20 protein-coding genes are annotated in these 14,681 nt (G+C 63.2%); 11 read left to right on the top strand and 9 right to left on the bottom strand.

The genetic code is table 11. The annotated features are described in order from the left end of the window. Both AC1DTQ_RS04610 and AC1DTQ_RS04605 read right to left on the bottom strand, forming a co-directional pair. A partial coding sequence (locus AC1DTQ_RS04610; RefSeq protein ID WP_477848329.1) for a hypothetical protein occupies nucleotides 1-309 on the bottom strand: 309 nt, incomplete at its 3' end. A 333-nt stretch (nucleotides 310-642) separates the two neighbouring features. After that, nucleotides 643-1,650 carry a cupin-like domain-containing protein gene (locus tag AC1DTQ_RS04605; RefSeq protein ID WP_477848328.1) on the bottom strand — a complete coding sequence of 336 codons (1,008 nt, stop codon included), beginning with the start codon at nucleotides 1,648-1,650 and terminating at the stop codon, nucleotides 643-645. 129 nt (nucleotides 1,651-1,779) lie between these two features. Here AC1DTQ_RS04605 and AC1DTQ_RS04600 point away from each other — a divergent pair, with 129 nt between their 5' ends. The 4 genes from AC1DTQ_RS04600 to AC1DTQ_RS04585 all read left to right on the top strand — a co-directional run bounded on the left by AC1DTQ_RS04600 (nucleotide 1,780) and on the right by AC1DTQ_RS04585 (nucleotide 4,629). Beyond that, the gene (locus AC1DTQ_RS04600; RefSeq protein WP_477848327.1) at nucleotides 1,780-2,112 is read left to right on the top strand and encodes a hypothetical protein; all 333 of its coding nucleotides are present in this window, start codon (nucleotides 1,780-1,782) and stop codon (nucleotides 2,110-2,112) included. Nucleotides 2,113-2,148: 36 nt separating this feature from the next. After that, complete coding sequence (locus AC1DTQ_RS04595; RefSeq protein ID WP_477848326.1) at nucleotides 2,149-2,487, top strand: tRNA-binding protein; 339 nt, start codon at nucleotides 2,149-2,151, stop codon at nucleotides 2,485-2,487. Between the two features lie 88 nt (nucleotides 2,488-2,575). Next, a complete protein-coding gene (locus tag AC1DTQ_RS04590; protein ID WP_477848325.1) occupies nucleotides 2,576-3,964 on the top strand; it encodes a M24 family metallopeptidase in 1,389 nt (462 codons plus the stop codon). 50 nt (nucleotides 3,965-4,014) lie between these two features. Further along, on the top strand, nucleotides 4,015-4,629 hold the full coding sequence (locus AC1DTQ_RS04585; RefSeq protein ID WP_477848324.1) for an HD domain-containing protein: 615 nt from the start codon (nucleotides 4,015-4,017) through the stop codon (nucleotides 4,627-4,629). Here the strand turns inward: AC1DTQ_RS04585 and AC1DTQ_RS04580 are convergent. Continuing rightward, nucleotides 4,626-5,129 carry a YgjP-like metallopeptidase domain-containing protein gene (locus tag AC1DTQ_RS04580; RefSeq protein WP_477848323.1) on the bottom strand — a complete coding sequence of 168 codons (504 nt, stop codon included), beginning with the start codon at nucleotides 5,127-5,129 and terminating at the stop codon, nucleotides 4,626-4,628. The two genes, AC1DTQ_RS04585 and AC1DTQ_RS04580, sit on opposite strands and share 4 nt — an antisense overlap. A 39-nt stretch (nucleotides 5,130-5,168) precedes the next feature. Here AC1DTQ_RS04580 and AC1DTQ_RS04575 point away from each other — a divergent pair, with 39 nt between their 5' ends. Continuing rightward, a complete protein-coding gene (locus AC1DTQ_RS04575; protein WP_477848322.1) occupies nucleotides 5,169-5,330 on the top strand; it encodes an oxidoreductase-like domain-containing protein in 162 nt (53 codons plus the stop codon). A gap of 14 nt (nucleotides 5,331-5,344) precedes the next feature. Here the strand turns inward: AC1DTQ_RS04575 and AC1DTQ_RS04570 are convergent, their stop codons facing one another. After that, a complete protein-coding gene (locus tag AC1DTQ_RS04570; RefSeq protein WP_477848321.1) occupies nucleotides 5,345-5,686 on the bottom strand; it encodes a YkgJ family cysteine cluster protein in 342 nt (113 codons plus the stop codon). Then, nucleotides 5,683-6,369, bottom strand: coding sequence for a class I SAM-dependent methyltransferase (locus tag AC1DTQ_RS04565; protein ID WP_477848320.1), 687 nt, complete (start codon nucleotides 6,367-6,369; stop codon nucleotides 5,683-5,685). Before AC1DTQ_RS04565 ends, AC1DTQ_RS04570 begins: the two co-directional genes overlap by 4 nt. Before the next feature lie 260 nt (nucleotides 6,370-6,629). Between AC1DTQ_RS04565 and AC1DTQ_RS04560 the strand changes: the two genes are divergently transcribed. Then, nucleotides 6,630-7,769 (top strand): hypothetical protein, encoded by a 1,140-nt coding sequence (locus tag AC1DTQ_RS04560; RefSeq protein ID WP_477848319.1) that lies wholly within the window; start codon nucleotides 6,630-6,632, stop codon nucleotides 7,767-7,769. On the opposite strand, the gene AC1DTQ_RS04555 is transcribed toward AC1DTQ_RS04560, so the two are convergent. Beyond that, nucleotides 7,710-9,197: a phospholipase D family protein gene (locus tag AC1DTQ_RS04555; protein WP_477848318.1), complete on the bottom strand. Its 1,488-nt coding sequence runs from the start codon at nucleotides 9,195-9,197 to the stop codon at nucleotides 7,710-7,712. The genes AC1DTQ_RS04560 and AC1DTQ_RS04555 overlap by 60 nt on opposite strands. Nucleotides 9,198-9,303: 106 nt before the next feature. Between AC1DTQ_RS04555 and AC1DTQ_RS04550 the strand changes: the two genes are divergently transcribed. Further along, on the top strand, nucleotides 9,304-9,648 hold the full coding sequence (locus tag AC1DTQ_RS04550) for a RidA family protein (RefSeq protein WP_477848317.1): 345 nt from the start codon (nucleotides 9,304-9,306) through the stop codon (nucleotides 9,646-9,648). A gap of 368 nt (nucleotides 9,649-10,016) precedes the next feature. On the opposite strand, the gene AC1DTQ_RS04545 is transcribed toward AC1DTQ_RS04550, so the two are convergent. Continuing rightward, a complete protein-coding gene (locus AC1DTQ_RS04545) occupies nucleotides 10,017-10,727 on the bottom strand; it encodes an rRNA pseudouridine synthase (RefSeq protein ID WP_477848316.1) in 711 nt (236 codons plus the stop codon). Nucleotides 10,728-10,846: 119 nt separating this feature from the next. Here AC1DTQ_RS04545 and AC1DTQ_RS04540 point away from each other — a divergent pair, with 119 nt between their 5' ends. The 4 genes from AC1DTQ_RS04540 (at nucleotide 10,847) to AC1DTQ_RS04525 (ending at nucleotide 12,774) form a co-directional block, all read left to right on the top strand. After that, nucleotides 10,847-11,704, top strand: coding sequence for a PA4780 family RIO1-like protein kinase (locus tag AC1DTQ_RS04540; RefSeq protein ID WP_477848315.1), 858 nt, complete (start codon nucleotides 10,847-10,849; stop codon nucleotides 11,702-11,704). A gap of 118 nt (nucleotides 11,705-11,822) precedes the next feature. Further along, on the top strand, nucleotides 11,823-12,332 hold the full coding sequence (locus tag AC1DTQ_RS04535) for a DUF1993 domain-containing protein (RefSeq protein ID WP_477848314.1): 510 nt from the start codon (nucleotides 11,823-11,825) through the stop codon (nucleotides 12,330-12,332). Between the two features lie 43 nt (nucleotides 12,333-12,375). Next, on the top strand, nucleotides 12,376-12,573 hold the full coding sequence (locus AC1DTQ_RS04530; protein ID WP_477848313.1) for a hypothetical protein: 198 nt from the start codon (nucleotides 12,376-12,378) through the stop codon (nucleotides 12,571-12,573). 48 nt (nucleotides 12,574-12,621) lie between these two features. Beyond that, nucleotides 12,622-12,774, top strand: a complete 153-nt coding sequence (locus AC1DTQ_RS04525; RefSeq protein WP_477848312.1) for a hypothetical protein — start codon at nucleotides 12,622-12,624, stop codon at nucleotides 12,772-12,774. Nucleotides 12,775-12,909: 135 nt separating this feature from the next. On the opposite strand, the gene AC1DTQ_RS04520 is transcribed toward AC1DTQ_RS04525, so the two are convergent. Further along, the gene (locus AC1DTQ_RS04520; protein WP_477848311.1) at nucleotides 12,910-14,163 is read right to left on the bottom strand and encodes a TIGR03862 family flavoprotein; all 1,254 of its coding nucleotides are present in this window, start codon (nucleotides 14,161-14,163) and stop codon (nucleotides 12,910-12,912) included. 6 nt (nucleotides 14,164-14,169) lie between these two features. Next, nucleotides 14,170-14,610: an FKBP-type peptidyl-prolyl cis-trans isomerase gene (locus AC1DTQ_RS04515; protein WP_477848310.1), complete on the bottom strand. Its 441-nt coding sequence runs from the start codon at nucleotides 14,608-14,610 to the stop codon at nucleotides 14,170-14,172. Nucleotides 14,611-14,681: the final 71 nt, after the last annotated feature.

Raw genomic sequence — 14,681 nt, 5'->3', positions numbered from 1 at the left:
CCAATGCACCTGGCTGATGGCCTGAGCGGGGATGGGGTAGAACGGCACGCCATTGCCGTCGCTCTCGTCGTCGTACTCGAAGGTGACGGTTTGCTTGGGCTGCGAGCCGTTGACGATGGCATATGGAAAACCATAGATGCCGGTGCTGCCGGGAGATTCCTCGCCGCCGAAATCCGGATGCAGCGCGCGGGTGCCGCCGATGAAGGAAATATAGCTGGCTGAAGAAGGATCCACTGGCGCCGCACTGATGTCGGTGTTCCACCAGTTATCGGCGGGAAAAACGGGAGCCGCTACGGGCGAGCCCTGCACCGGAACGGTGGCGGGGCAGGATTGGGCCAGGGCAGAAAGGGGGGAAGTAAGGAGCAACAGGGAAGAGGCAAGCAAACCAAAAAGCAAGGAACCACGCATGCGTATGTACTTCATTCACTACAGGGGGAAACGCGATGGTCGGGGGCATAACCGGAGGAGTCAAACGTAGGCAAACGGGTGTTTTACCTGAATGGGTGATACGCGAGACGCAGGCCACATAAAGCGCTAAATGCGAGGTAAACACCGAAGAATTGCCCGCTCTTCACGCATGGGGTAGTCCCGGGGCGTGCCGGCAAATGGCAGCCCGGGGCCAGGCTTGGTCAATGATTCTGACTACAGATAGGAGCGAATTTTCCGCTTGATCTGCTCCACCAGCGGCGGGGTCAGCGGGCCCAGCAGATTGCGCCGCTCCACTGGGATATGAGTGGCAGGGTCCTGATCGTTGAAGACGTAGTGATCGAACAATCGCTTCCAAGCCTCGCGCTCGCTGCGGGGCAGCGGTTTCAGCGCGAGAATGGTGTGCATCAGCGCACCCAGCCCGGATTCCGGCATCACGCCTTCATGAGTGACCGGTTTCCACCAGTAGTTCACCAGCGCGTTCAACCGCTCCAGCGAGGAGACGTGGTGCCACCATAGCGGCGGAATATAGATCGCGTCGCCTGGTTCCAGCTCGGACGCCAGCGATTGCGCCAGCGCCTGTCGCAATCGCGGAAAGCGAGGGTCGTCGGGTCGATCCACTCGCGCCATACTGATGGCCGCGCCGGTAGGGGCGAAATCCAGCGGGCCGATGTAGAGGTTACCGACTTGTTCCGGTGCGAACAGGGTGAAGCGTCGTCGGCCGCACGCCACCACAGCCAGGTTGTGAGATGCATCGAAATGCGCGGGCGTGGTGACTCGGTTGCCGACCCAAAGGCGCGGCTGGATCGCTGCATCCAATAGGGGTAGCGGATGCTGCTGTTGGAAGCCTGGTAGGCAGGCGGGGATCAGCGCGCTCTGCAGCGCCACCCCTGGGGTAACGCCGTCGTGTCGGCTATAGGCCGCTAGCCGCCGCAGAGCTTCGGTGACCGGTACGCGAAAGTGCCGATAGTTGAAGCCATCCATTTGCGGGTTGTAGCCGATGACGCCGTTCTCCTCGGGCGCCATCAACAGCGTATCGACCTCGGTTCCGTTGTCGTATCCGGCCAAGCGGGTGGCGAAAGCGGTATCGGATTCACGGGCCGCCGCGACCACTGGCCAGTCACGGCACAATCCGCGGATCACCAGCGGCCGCTCGAGGTCGGCCAGATCGCTCTGGGAGAAAGCGTGACCGCCGACGGGGAATTCTTCGATTGCGGAAGACATGCATCGGTCCAGTGTTTGAAAGCCAACGGACGAATGCTAACGCGCCCTATGCATCGCGTCGCTGGTTGAACGACAATGCCTCAAGTGCCCCCAGTACCGGCGGGCACTGCGCAACGCCGAGGACTTCGTATGCGTGGTTTCGTTCTGGTTTTCTGCCTTCTGCTGCTGCCGGCGACGCATCCGTGCCCGGCCCTGGCGCAGGGCAGCGCCGCGCCGACCATCCGCTATTCCGGCGGCGACGGACTTACCCTCAAGAAAGCCATCGTAGTGACTGGTGCAGGCAGCGTCGGCGAAGGCATGGCCGCCGAACAGGAATGGATACGCATCCATTATCCCGATGCGACAGTCGAATCCAAAGGAAGGGTGATCGGCCCGCCGCACTACGACGTGATTACCCTGAAACTGGCCAGCGGTTCGCGGGTGGACCTGCATTTCGACATCACCGGTTTTTTCGTTGAATGACCAGGGCCGAGTCCGAGGCGTTGAGGAGATTTTCCGATGCAGACGATTTCATGGGGCGATTTCGAGAAAATCGAGCTGCGCGTGGGCAAGGTCGTTGCCGCTGCGCCGTTCCCGGAAGCGCGCAAGCCGGCCTATGTGCTGCAGATCGATTTCGGCGAGGAGCTCGGCTTGCGCAAATCCAGCGCACAAATCATCGCGCTGTACGCGCCTGAAGAGCTGGTGGGCAAGCTGGTGGTGGCGGTGCTCAACTTCCCCAAGAAGCAGATCGGGCCACTGATGTCCGAATGCCTGGTGACCGGATTCCACAATGCCGAGGGCGAAGTCGCGCTTTGCGTACCGGATCGCAACGTGCCGTTGGGGGCCCGACTGTTGTGATATCTGGCTTCTTGATGTGTGCTTGCCCTGTCGTCAACGTCTGAATGCCCGCGCACGAGCACCATTGTCGCCACTCCAGGAACCCACCATGAATCCTCTTCGACATCCGTTGCCGACCTCGCTGTTGTGCGCGACGCTATCCCTGCTGGGTCTCGCCACTCCGGTAGCGCATTGCCAACAAGCCGCAGCGGGGTTTGCGCAGGGCAGAGTCGTGGATACGGTCGGCGCCGTGCTGGCTCCCCGCGACCGCGTCGCTCCGGAGAATCGCATGCTGCAGGAGCGGCTGGACACGCTGCTGCCGCAATTGATGAAGGAAGCGGATCTGGATCTCTGGTTGGTCATTGCCCGCGAATATGCGGAGGATCCGGTCTATTTCACCCTGGTACCGCAGCCCAGCCATTCCGCTCGGCGTACGACCATGCTGATCTTCGACCGACAGCCGGACGGCAGCCTCAAGCGCCTGTCGATCAACCGCTATCCGTTCGGTGCGCCTTACGAATCGGCATGGTCGGGCGGCGATCTGGAGGCGCAGTGGAAAGCGCTGGGCGAACTCATCGCCAAGCGCGATCCCAAACGCATCGGCATCGATGTCTCGGCGCAATGGCCAGTCGCCGATGGCCTGACTCATGGCCTGCACGAGCAGCTGCGTGCGGTGCTACCACAGGGCTACGACAGCCGACTGGTGTCGGCCGAGAATCTGGTCGTGCGCTGGCTGGAAACCCGCAGCGCTTCCGAACGCGCGGCCTATCCGCATATCGTGTCGCTGGCGCGCGCGGTGATCGGCGAAGCGTTTTCCGGCAAGGTGATCACTCCCGGCGTCACCAGCACCGACGATGTGGCGTGGTACATCCGCGAACGCTTCGAAAGCCTGGGCCTGCCGATCTGGTTCATGCCCGACGTCAACTTGCAGCGGAGAGGAACCGAATGCGCCGCCGACGCTCCCTTCTGTGGGGAAGAAGGCGTGATACAGCCGGGCGACGTGCTGCACACCGACGTCGGCATCTGCTACTTGAAGCTATGCACCGACACGCAGGAAATGGCTTATGTCGCGCGCACTGGCGAACAAGACGTTCCCGCCGGCCTGCGCAAGGCGCTGGCCACCGGCAACCGCTGGCAAGATCTGTTGACGGCCAACTTCGCCACCGACCGCACCGGCAACGAAGTATTCGCAAAGACCCGGCGCGAAGCGGAAGCGGCAGGCATCGCCTCGTCGACTTATTCGCATCCGGTAGGCTTCTTCGGCCACGCGCCCGGCCCGACCATCGGCATGTGGGACAACCAGGGTGCGACCGTAGGGCAAGGCGACTGGCCCTTGCATGCGATGACCGTGTACGCGATCGAAGGCAACATCAAGGTACGGCTGGCGGAGTGGGAAGGCCAGCATGTGCAGATCAAACTGGAGCAGACCGCATTGTTCGACGGCCAGCGGGTGGATTACCTGGCCGGCCGGCAGACGCAGTGGCATGTGATCCGTTGACAGGTGCGGCTGGCGATATAGTGTCCGCATGAGTCCTGGCTGGAGTTGACATGTCCGCGCCGCTGACACTGCCCACATTGATGTTATCCGAGTTGGAGGCGGCGTACGCGACGCCGCCGCGCGCGTACCACAACTTCGGCCACGTGCAGGAAGTGCTGCATCGCTTCGCCGAGGTAACCGCCGGACCCGGTTGGGCGCAACCGTCCGAGGTCTATTTGGCTGTCCTATTTCACGATGCGGTCTACGAAGCAGGACGTAAGGACAACGAGGCGCGCTCGGCCGACCTGGCGATGGCGCAAGTCGCGCGATGGTTGCCGGAACAAGGGATCGACACGCTGCGTGTCGCCGAGTTGATCAATCTCACCGCGCGGCATGGCCAATTCTCACCGGGGGACTTCGGCGACGATGGCTTCTCGCTGGACACGCGACACTTCCTTGATTGCGACATGGCCATCCTGGGCGCGGAAGCCGAGGTGTTCGATGCCTACGATGCTGGCATCGCCGAGGAATACCATGGCCATGTGCCTGGATTCCTGTTCAGGCTCAACCGCAAGCGATTTCTGAAAGGATTGCTTGCCCGCGAGCGCATCTACCTGAGCGACTGGTTCCATCAGCGCTACGATGCCGCCGCGCGCGCCAACCTGCGGCGCGCGATCGCCGGCTAGGTACCGCTACCGCCGCAATCCAGATGAGTCAGGTACAGGCGCAAGTCGAACTCGAGTTGGTAGTAATCCGGCTCCATATGCATGCAGAGCTGGTAGAACGGCTTGTTGTGCTCGCTTTCCTTCAGATGCGCCAGTTCGTGCACCACGATCATCTTCAGGAACTCGGCCGGCGCGTCCCGAAACACGGTGGCGATGCGGATCTCACGGCTGGCTTTCAGCCGGTTGCCCTGCACCCGCGAGACGGTGGTATGGGTGCCCAGCGCGTGCTTCACCACTTGCAGCTTATTGTCGTAAATGACTTTGTTGAGCGGCTCGGCCTTGCGCAGATAGCGGTCCTTGATCTGCAGGGTGTACTCATACAGCTGCTTGTCGTTGCGCACCGCATGCGTTTCGCCGTATTTGTCGCGCAGGATTCCGCCCAGCCTGTCCTGTTGGATCAGCTCGCGGACCTGCGTCTGCAGGTGCTCCGGATAACCGGCTAGGTATTTCAGCGGTTGCATGGGGACAACGATACCGGTTCGGAACGGTAGAGTGAGCAGGTGATTATCGACGACGACCCGCAGCCTCGGCGCCCCAGCGAACCGGATCCGGCCGATTGCTGCGGAGAAGGCTGTGCCCGCTGCGTTTACGACGTGTACGAAGCCGCGTTGGCGCGCTATGAGCAAGAACTGGCGGCCTGGCGCGCACGCCACCCGGGTTAGGCGAAGACTTCGCCTTACGGAATCGCCGGGGTGTCGTAACGCGTGCGGTAGATCTCGCGTTCGTCGCGGCAGTATTCGCTGCCCATGGCGAATTTGCGGCAGATACCGGGACGCTGGTCGTAAATGCTGCAGCACATGCGCAACGGATCTATCGCCACGCACCAGCCGTCTTCGCCATGGGCCATCACTTCCACGCCATGGTCGTTGCGTTCCACCAGATGGCGCGGGACCTTGTCTTCTGGCATCACTACTACGGTCAGCCGGCAACAGACGGCGTCGCAGGCCGAGCAGGACACGGCAGGGTCGACGCCTTCCTGCAGGGGCGCTTCCTGCAGGAGCAGCGGAATCGCATTCATTGCAGCACCCGCGAGGCGTTGGCCATGGGTATGCCGCGCCGGTAGCTGAGCAGGCGCCCCCGGAACGGTTCGCTGTCCTTCTCGTCGAAACGGCTGCGTATCTCGGTGACTTCGTACCCCTGCGAGGCCATGGCCCGGGTGAACGGTCCGCTGTTGCCGCGGCCAGGATCGGTGACCAGCAACTCGGCATCGGGGTTGGCGTGGCGCAGCATCATCGCCGCGATCTGCGCGGCGTGGTCGCGTTCGTACAGGATGTCGCTGCCGATGATCAGATCGAAGCTGCCCAGGGTCGCATCCGGCACCGCCCAGGGCAGGTCGCGGTAGGTGACCGCGGGAAGATCGTTCAGGCCGGCGTTGTAGGCCAGGAAAGATTCGGCCAGCGGATGGTGGTCGCTGGCCACCACGTTGGCGCCGCGTTGCGCCAGTACCAGGCTGGACAAGCCCAAGCCGCAACCCAGCTCGAGGATGCGCTTGCCGGCCACATCGAAGTGGCTCATGGCCTCGGCCAGCACCCGGCCGGAAGGCCAGACCTGTCCGAACAGGCTCCAGAGCGAGGAAGAGATACCTGCACGCTGCGCCTGTCCAGTAGGGTCGGCGAACTGCTGCAGATCGCTGAGCGCACGGATGCGATAGTCGTGTCCGCCCAGGCGGACGGTGAGCAAGCGGGTGGCATAGCCCGGCATGGGCGCTCCAGGAATGGCGTCGCAGGGGGATCCCGATAGCGGGAAGGTGGACGCGGGGAAAGGAGCGAAGCGGGCGACTGGAGTACGGCCGGGCGAGACGCGCGAGTACGACCCCGACATCCTACGCCAGCCTTCCTGAAGGCCGTCGTCCTGCCTGCACGGCTATTTTCCCGAAGATCTGGAATCGCCAGACCAGATGTGGGTTCTGGCCGGAGCCGGCGCACCTAACCGTTTCCCATTGGGTGCACGGGGAAGTTTGCATGCGGCCGGCGAAACGCTCGACTTTCTGGATTTACCTCGCCCTGATCGGCGCTGTGGCGCTGTGCCTGTACTTCTACCGGGTCAAGGTAGTTCATGTGCCGACTGCGTCCGACGGTTCGGTGTCTCTGGCGGTGCTCGGCGATTCGGACAGCCATGCCTACCATGACTCGGTTTTTTTTCCGCCCGGAAGCGCCAAGCGGGGCGGCGCCTATCGTCCGACCACATGGCAGTGGACCGAGCTGTTGCACCGCCTGCGCGGGCGGCAACTGGATCAAGGCGAATGGGGGTTTCATGGCACGCGCGGTGTGGTGGCGCGTGCGAACCGTTGGTTGGGGCGGGAAGGCCGTTCCCCACCCAAGCAGGATTACCACTACAACTTCGCGCTTTCCGGCGCCGATTGCAACGACCTGCTGACAGGTTATTCGCAACAAGCCAGGGCACTGCTTTCGCTGATGGACCAGGAGCCGGCGCGCTGGCGCAATGGGGTAGTGTTGATCCGCATCGGCGTCAACAGCTTCGGCGATGCGCGGGATCTGCAGCAGCTGGCCCACGACCCTCGGGCGCCAACGGTGCAGGAGAAGATCGCCGCCTGTGTGCAGGCCATCCGGGGCTCGGTGGCGTTACTGCGTGGGCACCACCCAAGCGTGCGCATCGTGCTGGTCGGGATCTTCAACAATGCCCACTGGCCGAATTACCTGGACCGCTGGCACGATCCGGTGCAACTGGCCAATATCGACAAGGGCCTGGATGTCTTCGACCACGCATTGGCCGGAATGGCGCGCGCCGATCCGGGTATCGCCTTCTTCGATGATCGCGCTTGGTTCGCGGCACGCTGGGGCTCGCGGGACCGACAGGGACGCCCTGCCTACCGCGATCTGATGCTGGGCAAGTTGCGGGTGCGCAACGCGGCAGGCGATGGACCGGACCATACGGTGCTCGCCGACGGCCACGCTGGCAGCGCATGGAATGCGGAATGGGCGCGCGCCCTGGTCGATCTGATGAATGCGCGCTTCCAACTGGCGATCACGCCGATCAGCCGGGCCGAGGTCATTGCCGCGCTAGGTCAGAAAGCGTCGGCTTCAGAAGCTCGACAGGCCGGTGGCCTCGGTAAAACGGTAGCGCCAGTAGCGCAGCCGTGAATCGTCGGCATAACGGGCATAAGGCAGGCTGATCCGGCGGCCGTCGGAATTGCTCCAGCTTTGCTCGAAATAAGAAGCCGCGCGCTCCATCACTGCACCATCGGCGGCCGCCAGCACGCGCACGCTGCTTTCCAGGTTGTAGTCGTCCAGGTTGCGTCGCGTGTAGTTGGCCGATCCCACGATCAATTCCGCTTTTCCTGCGGCGCCGCGCTTCAGCATGAACTTGGCATGGCATTGCTCGCCATGGGTGTCGCACCAACGTATGGGTACTCCGACGCTGTGCAGTTCCAGCGCTGCCTGGCGATTGGGGATGCCGTTCTTCTTGCGGCCGAAAGCATCCTCGTTAGGATCCAGCAGCACCCGTACCCGCACGCCGCGCCGCTGGGCTGCCGCGACTTCCTTCACCAGTCCGCGGTGGGAGAAATAAAACACCGCGATGTCCAACCGCTCACCCGCTTTGGCGCTGGAGATGCCGGCGAGCAGCGCGTCGCGGATACGACCCTCGGTGACGACCTGCACCTGGATAGCGTCGGCGAGTTTGGCGGGGAGGGCAGGCGCCTGGATCGAAGCCAATGGCTGCGGCCAACTAGGGCCGGACATGGCCACCGCAGCGCGTTCGCTTTGCAGCAGGTCGAAAGCAGCCGGGCCGCGGAATCTCAATGCCACATTGCCATGGGCACTACTGCCGTCATGCGGATTGGCGCTGGCCACCAGCCCCACCCAGTCGTCGCCTGAATCGACCACCAGGGTCTTGCGGTGGTTGGCGTTGAGGTTGAGCAAGGCCAGATAGCTGCGCAGGGTGACTTCGCCTTGGCCGAACGGACTGGACAGCCAGCCGCCGCTGTCGCTGTTGCCCAGCCATCGGCAGCACAGTTGCCAGAGTCCCGACCATGCGGGATTGGGCGCGCGGATCTGGGACAGGTCGGTGATCACCACGTCGATGCCTGCTGCGCGCAAGGCATCGACGTGCTTGGATTTCATTCCGCCGTACAGCGTGTTGATGGGGTCGGTGATCATCACGATCTGCAAGCCGGGCACCGCCCGCTTGCGTTCGACCAGCGCCTGGGTCAACTGGGCGCTCAGGGGACGCAAGGCGGGCGCGGCATCGGCGCCGGTGAAGTCGTTGAATAGGAACATGTCCACCACGACCACGCGTTGCGCCTGCCCGATCAGACGAAGGACTTCATCGAACACCTGCTGCTCGCTATGGCGCACGCCGGTCGCATCCACATAGGTGATGTCGGTGAGCAATGCCACGTCATTGGACGATGCGAGGGGAAAGTCCCGGCCGATGCCGGCGGGCAGGGGCTTGTAAACCTGCCAGAGGGCAGAAACCAGATAACAGGCGAAGAAAGCCAGCAGCAGGCGCTTGCATCCGCGCCGGAAGCGGCCTTTTGCGGCCTCCGAGGAGACGATGGTTCCGTCCAAACTGCCTACCCCTGGAATCTATTGCGTCGACGGACGGATGTTACGGGATGGCGAGCACTTCCCGTAGGATGGATCGGTACCCTTATCGATCCACGGAGGAAGTCCCATGATCCAGCGATTCGAAGTCGGCAAGCGTCTTTCGGAAATGGCGGTCTATAACGGCACCATCTACCTCGCCGGCCAGATCCCCGAAGACACCAGCGTCAATATCCAAGGCCAAACCAAGCAAGTGCTGGAATCCATCGACGGTTTGCTGGCGCAGGCCGGCAGCGACAAAAGCAAGATCCTGCATGCGCAGATATTCCTGCCGGATCTGGGCGATTTCGCCGCGATGAACGAGGTCTGGGAGGCCTGGGTAGTACCGGGACATACGCCCACGCGCGCCACCGTGCAGGCCGCACTGGCCAATCCCAAGTGGAAGATCGAGGTGGTGGTAACCGCGGCGGTCTAGAAGTTCGTGGGAGCGCCGTCCCGGCGCGAGCTTTTGTTCTTTACCGATCAGGTCAAGAGCTCGCGCCGGGACGGCGCTCCCACAATGACTGTATGCCCATCAGGGCATGCTTTCACTTACTTGCTCTTTTTCTTTTCCTGCTTCTCGGCGCGCTTTTCCTTCAGCGTCTTGGTGGGCGCCTTCTTCTCGGTTTTCTTCTGGTCCATTCCCTTGCTCATGGCAAGCCTCTCATCGGTAGGTGGGTGATCGTTATCATAGGTAGAAGCGTGGGTGCGGCGGCGAGGCCAGCGCAGCGCTTAGTTTCGGCATCCGGACGCTTCGCCGTCAATCACTGCGAGCGTGACCGCGGTTGCGGTAACAGCAAACATTCAGAAGCGCTCGCCGACCGGCAGGTAGCGCCATTCGCCGACAGGCATCTTGCTCAGCGGGATGCGGCCGATGCGGATGCGGCGAATGGACAGCACCTCCAACCCCACCTGTCCGCACATATGCCGCAACTGCCCCGGCCGTACTGCTTTGATCGCGAAGCGTAGGCGGTTTTCGCTCTGCCAGCTGACCTTGGCCCGGGGCAGGGCGCGACCCTGGTAAAGCATGCCGTCGCACAGGCGCGGCAGACCGTACGGGGCGAGTTCGCCGTCCACTTCCACCACGAACTCCTGCTCGATCATGTCGGCGTCCTCGCTCAGCCGCCGCCAGACGCGCCCGTCCTGGCTCAGCACCATTAGTCCGCTGGCTTCGGTATCCAACGGCATCAGCGGAGTCAGACGCACGAAATGGCGCTTGAGCACGCGGATCTCCGGGTCGTCGCCTTCGGTGCGACTGGCGGGAGTCGCCAGTTTGGGCGTGGCTTCGAACACGATGCCCGCCGGTTTATGCAGCAGCAAGGTCGCCGGTTCCGCGGCTTCCAGGTCGGCTTCCGGGTCGATCAGCACGATTTGAGTAGTGATGGGGTGCTGAGGAGCGTCGATCACTTCGCCGTCCACGGTCACCCAGCCGCCCTGGATGTACTGGTCGGCCTCGCGCCGGGAGCAGCCGGCGATTTCTGCGACGCGTTTGGCCAGACGGACGGGTTCGGACATGGGGAGGCGTGCGATTGCGGGCATGCAGTGTAAGCGCTTGCCCGCAAACGGTCCGTTTTCTCCGGTTCGGGCCACCGCACAGGCACAATGGGCGCCCCACTGGCCGAACCCCGCACTGGATGAAGACCCCGCAAGGCCTGCAAGCGCTGATCGATGACGGCGTGATCGACGAAGTGATGCGCCCGCTGAAGAGCGGCAAGGAAGCGGCCGTGTACGTGGTGCGCTCCGGCGACGACGTGCGTTGCGCCAAGGTCTACAAGGACATGGCGCAGCGTAGCTTCAAGCAGCGCGTGCAATACCAGGAAGGCCGCAAGGTGCGCGGCAGCCGCGAGGCGCGCGCGATCGGCAAAGCCAGCAAGTACGGGCGCAAACAGCAAGAAACGGCCTGGAAGAATACCGAAGTCGATGCGCTCTACCAGTTGGTCGAGGCCGGCGTACGCGTGCCGCAGCCGTACGGGTACTTCCACGGCGTGTTGGTGATGGAATTGGTTACCGATGCGGACGGATTTTCCGCGCCGCGGTTGGGAGAAATCGAGCTGAGCCCCGAAGAGGCGCGCGATTACCACTCCTTTCTCGTCCGCCAGGTGGTGTTGATGCTCTGCGTCGGCCTGATCCATGGCGATCTTTCCGCCTACAACGTCCTGGTCGGCGCGGAGGGGCCGGTCGTCATCGATTTCCCGCAGGTGGTCAGCGCCGGCGGCAACAACGCGGCGCGCGCCATGCTGTTGCGCGACGTCAATAACCTCACCGCGACCCTGGGCGCGTTCGCTCCGGATTTGCTGGATACCTGGTACGGCGAGGAGATGTGGGCGTTATTCGAGCAGGGCGACCTGTTGCCGGACACGCCGCTCACCGGCAAGTTCGTGCACGACGAGCGCAGCGTGGATTTGGATGGCGTACGCGACGCCATCAACGACGCCCGCGAGGAAGCGCTGATCCGCCAGCAGGGCCGCGAGGCGGCCGCCGAGCAGGATTGATTCCCCTTATCAATGCCGGTAGGAGCGACGTGAGTCGCGATGGCGCCTTCCCGGTTCGGCTTGATCGCGACTTACGTCGCTCCTACCCCCAACCTCCATCACTCCCATAGGAACAACGATGACTCTTTCCCTTCACGCCGCCTCCGTTCCGGTATTTCAGCAATTGCTCGGCAGCCTGGACCAACTGCTGGCCAAAGCCGAAGCACACGCGGCCGAACGCAAGATCGACCCGGGCGCACTGCTGCAGGCGCGTTTGTTCCCCGACATGTTCCCGCTGGCCAAACAGGTGCAGATCGCCTGCGATTTCGCCCGCGGCATATCCGCAAGGCTGGCGGGCGCCGAATTGCCGGTCTTCGATGGCGAACAGAAAACCTTCGCCGATCTGCGCGCGCTGGTGGCGGCGAGCCTGGAGTTCATTGGCGGCCTGGATCCTGTCGCCTTCGAAGGCGGCGAATCGCGCGAGATCGTGCTGCGTCCTGGCACCCCTAAGGAGCGCAGGATGGAAGGGCAGAACTACTTGTTGCATTACGGTTTTCCGCAGTTCTTCTTCCACGTCACCACCGCTTACGACCTGCTGCGCCACAATGGGCTGGAAGTCGGCAAGCGCGACTTCATGGGCAATTACTGAACCGGCCCCTTACCGAATCGACAGCGCCAATAGTGAGAGCACCATGACCAATCGTTCACCGAAACCCTGGGACCGCAAGAATCCCTTGAGCGCCGAAGCGCATACCAAACTCACGCCGGAACAGATCGAGCAGGCCAAGGCGCGTGCCGCAGCGGCCGGGCGCAGTTATCCGAACCTGGTAGACAACATGTTCGTCGCCGCCCAGGCGCGCAAGCAGGGCAAGCGGAAAACATCGGCCTGATGTTTTTTGCGAGCGATTGTTCTCACTTACTTCGATCGGGATAAGAAAATGAGCTGGCTGGGAATAGTGTTGATCGTGCTGGGCATTTACCTTGCGCTGAAGGTCGCCGGGTTCGCACTGAAGCTTGCGATGTGGGTGCTGGTGATCGCCGGCGTCTACTGGTTGCTTGCGCCGTATGTGGGATTGCCGATTCCGTTCTGAACACATCACCCAGTGTCATGAGAGTGACGCGGAAACCTAACCGAATTTCAACACGGCGATGGATATTCTTCCGCCACGTCCGCGATCGTCGCGGGCAGGGATAAATTCCTTGCCGGGCCATGGCGGACGACCAGATCAGGAAGGCGTCGCTGCTTTCAGCCAAGCCACCGCGCCTTCGCCGGCGCGGTGGCCGCTGGCGAAGCAGGCAGTCAAAAGATAGCCGCCGGTCGGCGCTTCCCAATCCAGCATTTCGCCTGCGCAGAACACGCCGGGCAATGCTTTGAGCATCAATCCGTCATCCATCGCCTCCAGTCGCACGCCTCCGGCGCTGCTGATGGATTCCGCCAAGGGACGCGGACGCTTCAACGTCAAAGACAGTCGATGGATTGTGCGCGCGAGCAATGCGGGATTGTCGAGCTGGGCTTTGTCCAGCATCTCGTAGAGCAGCGCAGCTTTGACTCCGGTGATGCCCGCCTGGCGGCGCAGGTGTTCGCTGACGCTGCGATGGCCGCGAGGCTTCGCCAGTTCCTGCTGCAGGCGTTCGAGACTGCGTCCTGGCGCTAGGTCGAGTTGCAGGGTGGCGTGGCCGTTGCGGACTATGGCTTCACGCAGTTCGGCGGACAGGGCATAGATCAAACTGCCTTCGATGCCGTCGGCGCTGATCACGCATTCGCCCTGCAGTTCGTGTTCGCGGCCCTCCACATCCCGCCAATGGGCGATCACGGGCTTCAGCGGTGCACCGGCATGGCGCGTGGCCAAGTGTTCGCTCCAGTCGATATCGAAGCCGCAGTTGGCCGGTTGCAATGGCGCGACATCGATGTCTCGTTCGGCCAACAGCGCCTGCCACGCACCGTCGGATCCCAGCTGTGGCCAGCTGCCGCCGCCGAGTGCGAGCACCACCGCATCGGCGGTCACTTCGGCCTCGCCATCGGGGGTGGCGAAACGCAGGGCACCGCCGTTCCAGCCCAGCCACCGATGGTGCACATGGAAGCGCACTCCGCTTTCGCGTAGCCGGCGCACCCAGCCGCGCAGCAGCGGCGCCGCTTTCAGGTCGGAAGGAAACACGCGTCCCGAGCTGCCGACGAAAGTCTCCACTCCGAGTCCGCTCGCCCATTTGCGCAGGGCGTCGGCGTCGAACTCCTTCAACCAGGTGCCCACTTCGTCCGCACGTTCGCGAAAACGCTGCACGAATGCGGGCGTCGGTTCGGAATGGGTGAGGTTGAGCCCGCCCTTGCCGGCGATGAGAAATTTGCGCCCGACCGATCCCTTGGCCTCGTACACATCGACTTCGATCCCCGCCGCGCGCGCGACTTCAGCGGCCATCAGACCCGCGGGGCCGCCGCCGATCACGGCCAGGCGCAGAGAGGTTGCAGCGGGAATGGAGGTCATGGCGGATCAGTGCGGCTTGACGGCAAGCAGCTCGACTTCGAATACCAGCGACGCATTCGGCGGAATCACGCCGCCCGCGCCATCGCGGCCGTAACCGTAATCGGACGGAATCAGCAAGCGCCGTTTGCCGCCGACCCGCATGCCGGCGACGCCGTCGTCCCAGCCGCGGATCACCTGTCCGGCGCCGAGCAAGAAGGTGAAGGATTCGCCGCGATCGACCGAGCTGTCGAACTTTTCGCCGCGCAACTCCTTGGCTTTCTCGTCGTAGAGCCAGCCGGTGTAGTGCACGGTGACATCCGAGCCTGCGGTCGCCATAGCGCCGGTGCCGGGTTTTTCGTCGATGCGTTGCAGCTCGGCCACGCTGCCACCGGACGGCGGGCCGGGATCGGCGCACGCCGAAAGGGCAAGCAGGGCAAGCAGGGCAAGTAACGGAAGTGCGAAACGCATGGGGATTCCTGATCTCGGGGCGCGCAGGGTAGCGCATGCGGCCGCTTTCCTGCTTCGCGGCTATCATGTGG

The sequence above is a fragment of the Pseudoxanthomonas sp. P4_B2 genome, assembly GCF_056402315.1.
This window is presented reverse-complemented; position numbering and strand designations above follow the sequence as displayed.

What these genes read in the sequence shown, in the direction of transcription:
- AC1DTQ_RS04520 (WP_477848311.1), bottom strand. Translation starts at nt 14,163, where the DNA reads ATGACCTCCATTCCCGCTGCAACCTCTCTGCGCCTGGCCGTGATCGGC.
- AC1DTQ_RS04605 (WP_477848328.1), bottom strand. Translation starts at nt 1,650, where the DNA reads ATGTCTTCCGCAATCGAAGAATTCCCCGTCGGCGGTCACGCTTTCTCC.
- AC1DTQ_RS04580 (WP_477848323.1), bottom strand. Translation starts at nt 5,129, where the DNA reads ATGCAACCGCTGAAATACCTAGCCGGTTATCCGGAGCACCTGCAGACG.
- AC1DTQ_RS04600 (WP_477848327.1), top strand. Translation starts at nt 1,780, where the DNA reads ATGCGTGGTTTCGTTCTGGTTTTCTGCCTTCTGCTGCTGCCGGCGACG.
- AC1DTQ_RS04525 (WP_477848312.1), top strand. Translation starts at nt 12,622, where the DNA reads ATGAGCTGGCTGGGAATAGTGTTGATCGTGCTGGGCATTTACCTTGCG.
- AC1DTQ_RS04530 (WP_477848313.1), top strand. Translation starts at nt 12,376, where the DNA reads ATGACCAATCGTTCACCGAAACCCTGGGACCGCAAGAATCCCTTGAGC.
- AC1DTQ_RS04535 (WP_477848314.1), top strand. Translation starts at nt 11,823, where the DNA reads ATGACTCTTTCCCTTCACGCCGCCTCCGTTCCGGTATTTCAGCAATTG.
- AC1DTQ_RS04565 (WP_477848320.1), bottom strand. Translation starts at nt 6,369, where the DNA reads ATGCCGGGCTATGCCACCCGCTTGCTCACCGTCCGCCTGGGCGGACAC.
- AC1DTQ_RS04545 (WP_477848316.1), bottom strand. Translation starts at nt 10,727, where the DNA reads ATGTCCGAACCCGTCCGTCTGGCCAAACGCGTCGCAGAAATCGCCGGC.
- AC1DTQ_RS04550 (WP_477848317.1), top strand. Translation starts at nt 9,304, where the DNA reads ATGATCCAGCGATTCGAAGTCGGCAAGCGTCTTTCGGAAATGGCGGTC.
- AC1DTQ_RS04560 (WP_477848319.1), top strand. Translation starts at nt 6,630, where the DNA reads ATGCGGCCGGCGAAACGCTCGACTTTCTGGATTTACCTCGCCCTGATC.
- AC1DTQ_RS04590 (WP_477848325.1), top strand. Translation starts at nt 2,576, where the DNA reads ATGAATCCTCTTCGACATCCGTTGCCGACCTCGCTGTTGTGCGCGACG.
- AC1DTQ_RS04515 (WP_477848310.1), bottom strand. Translation starts at nt 14,610, where the DNA reads ATGCGTTTCGCACTTCCGTTACTTGCCCTGCTTGCCCTGCTTGCCCTT.
- AC1DTQ_RS04540 (WP_477848315.1), top strand. Translation starts at nt 10,847, where the DNA reads ATGAAGACCCCGCAAGGCCTGCAAGCGCTGATCGATGACGGCGTGATC.
- AC1DTQ_RS04585 (WP_477848324.1), top strand. Translation starts at nt 4,015, where the DNA reads ATGTCCGCGCCGCTGACACTGCCCACATTGATGTTATCCGAGTTGGAG.
- AC1DTQ_RS04570 (WP_477848321.1), bottom strand. Translation starts at nt 5,686, where the DNA reads ATGAATGCGATTCCGCTGCTCCTGCAGGAAGCGCCCCTGCAGGAAGGC.
- AC1DTQ_RS04595 (WP_477848326.1), top strand. Translation starts at nt 2,149, where the DNA reads ATGCAGACGATTTCATGGGGCGATTTCGAGAAAATCGAGCTGCGCGTG.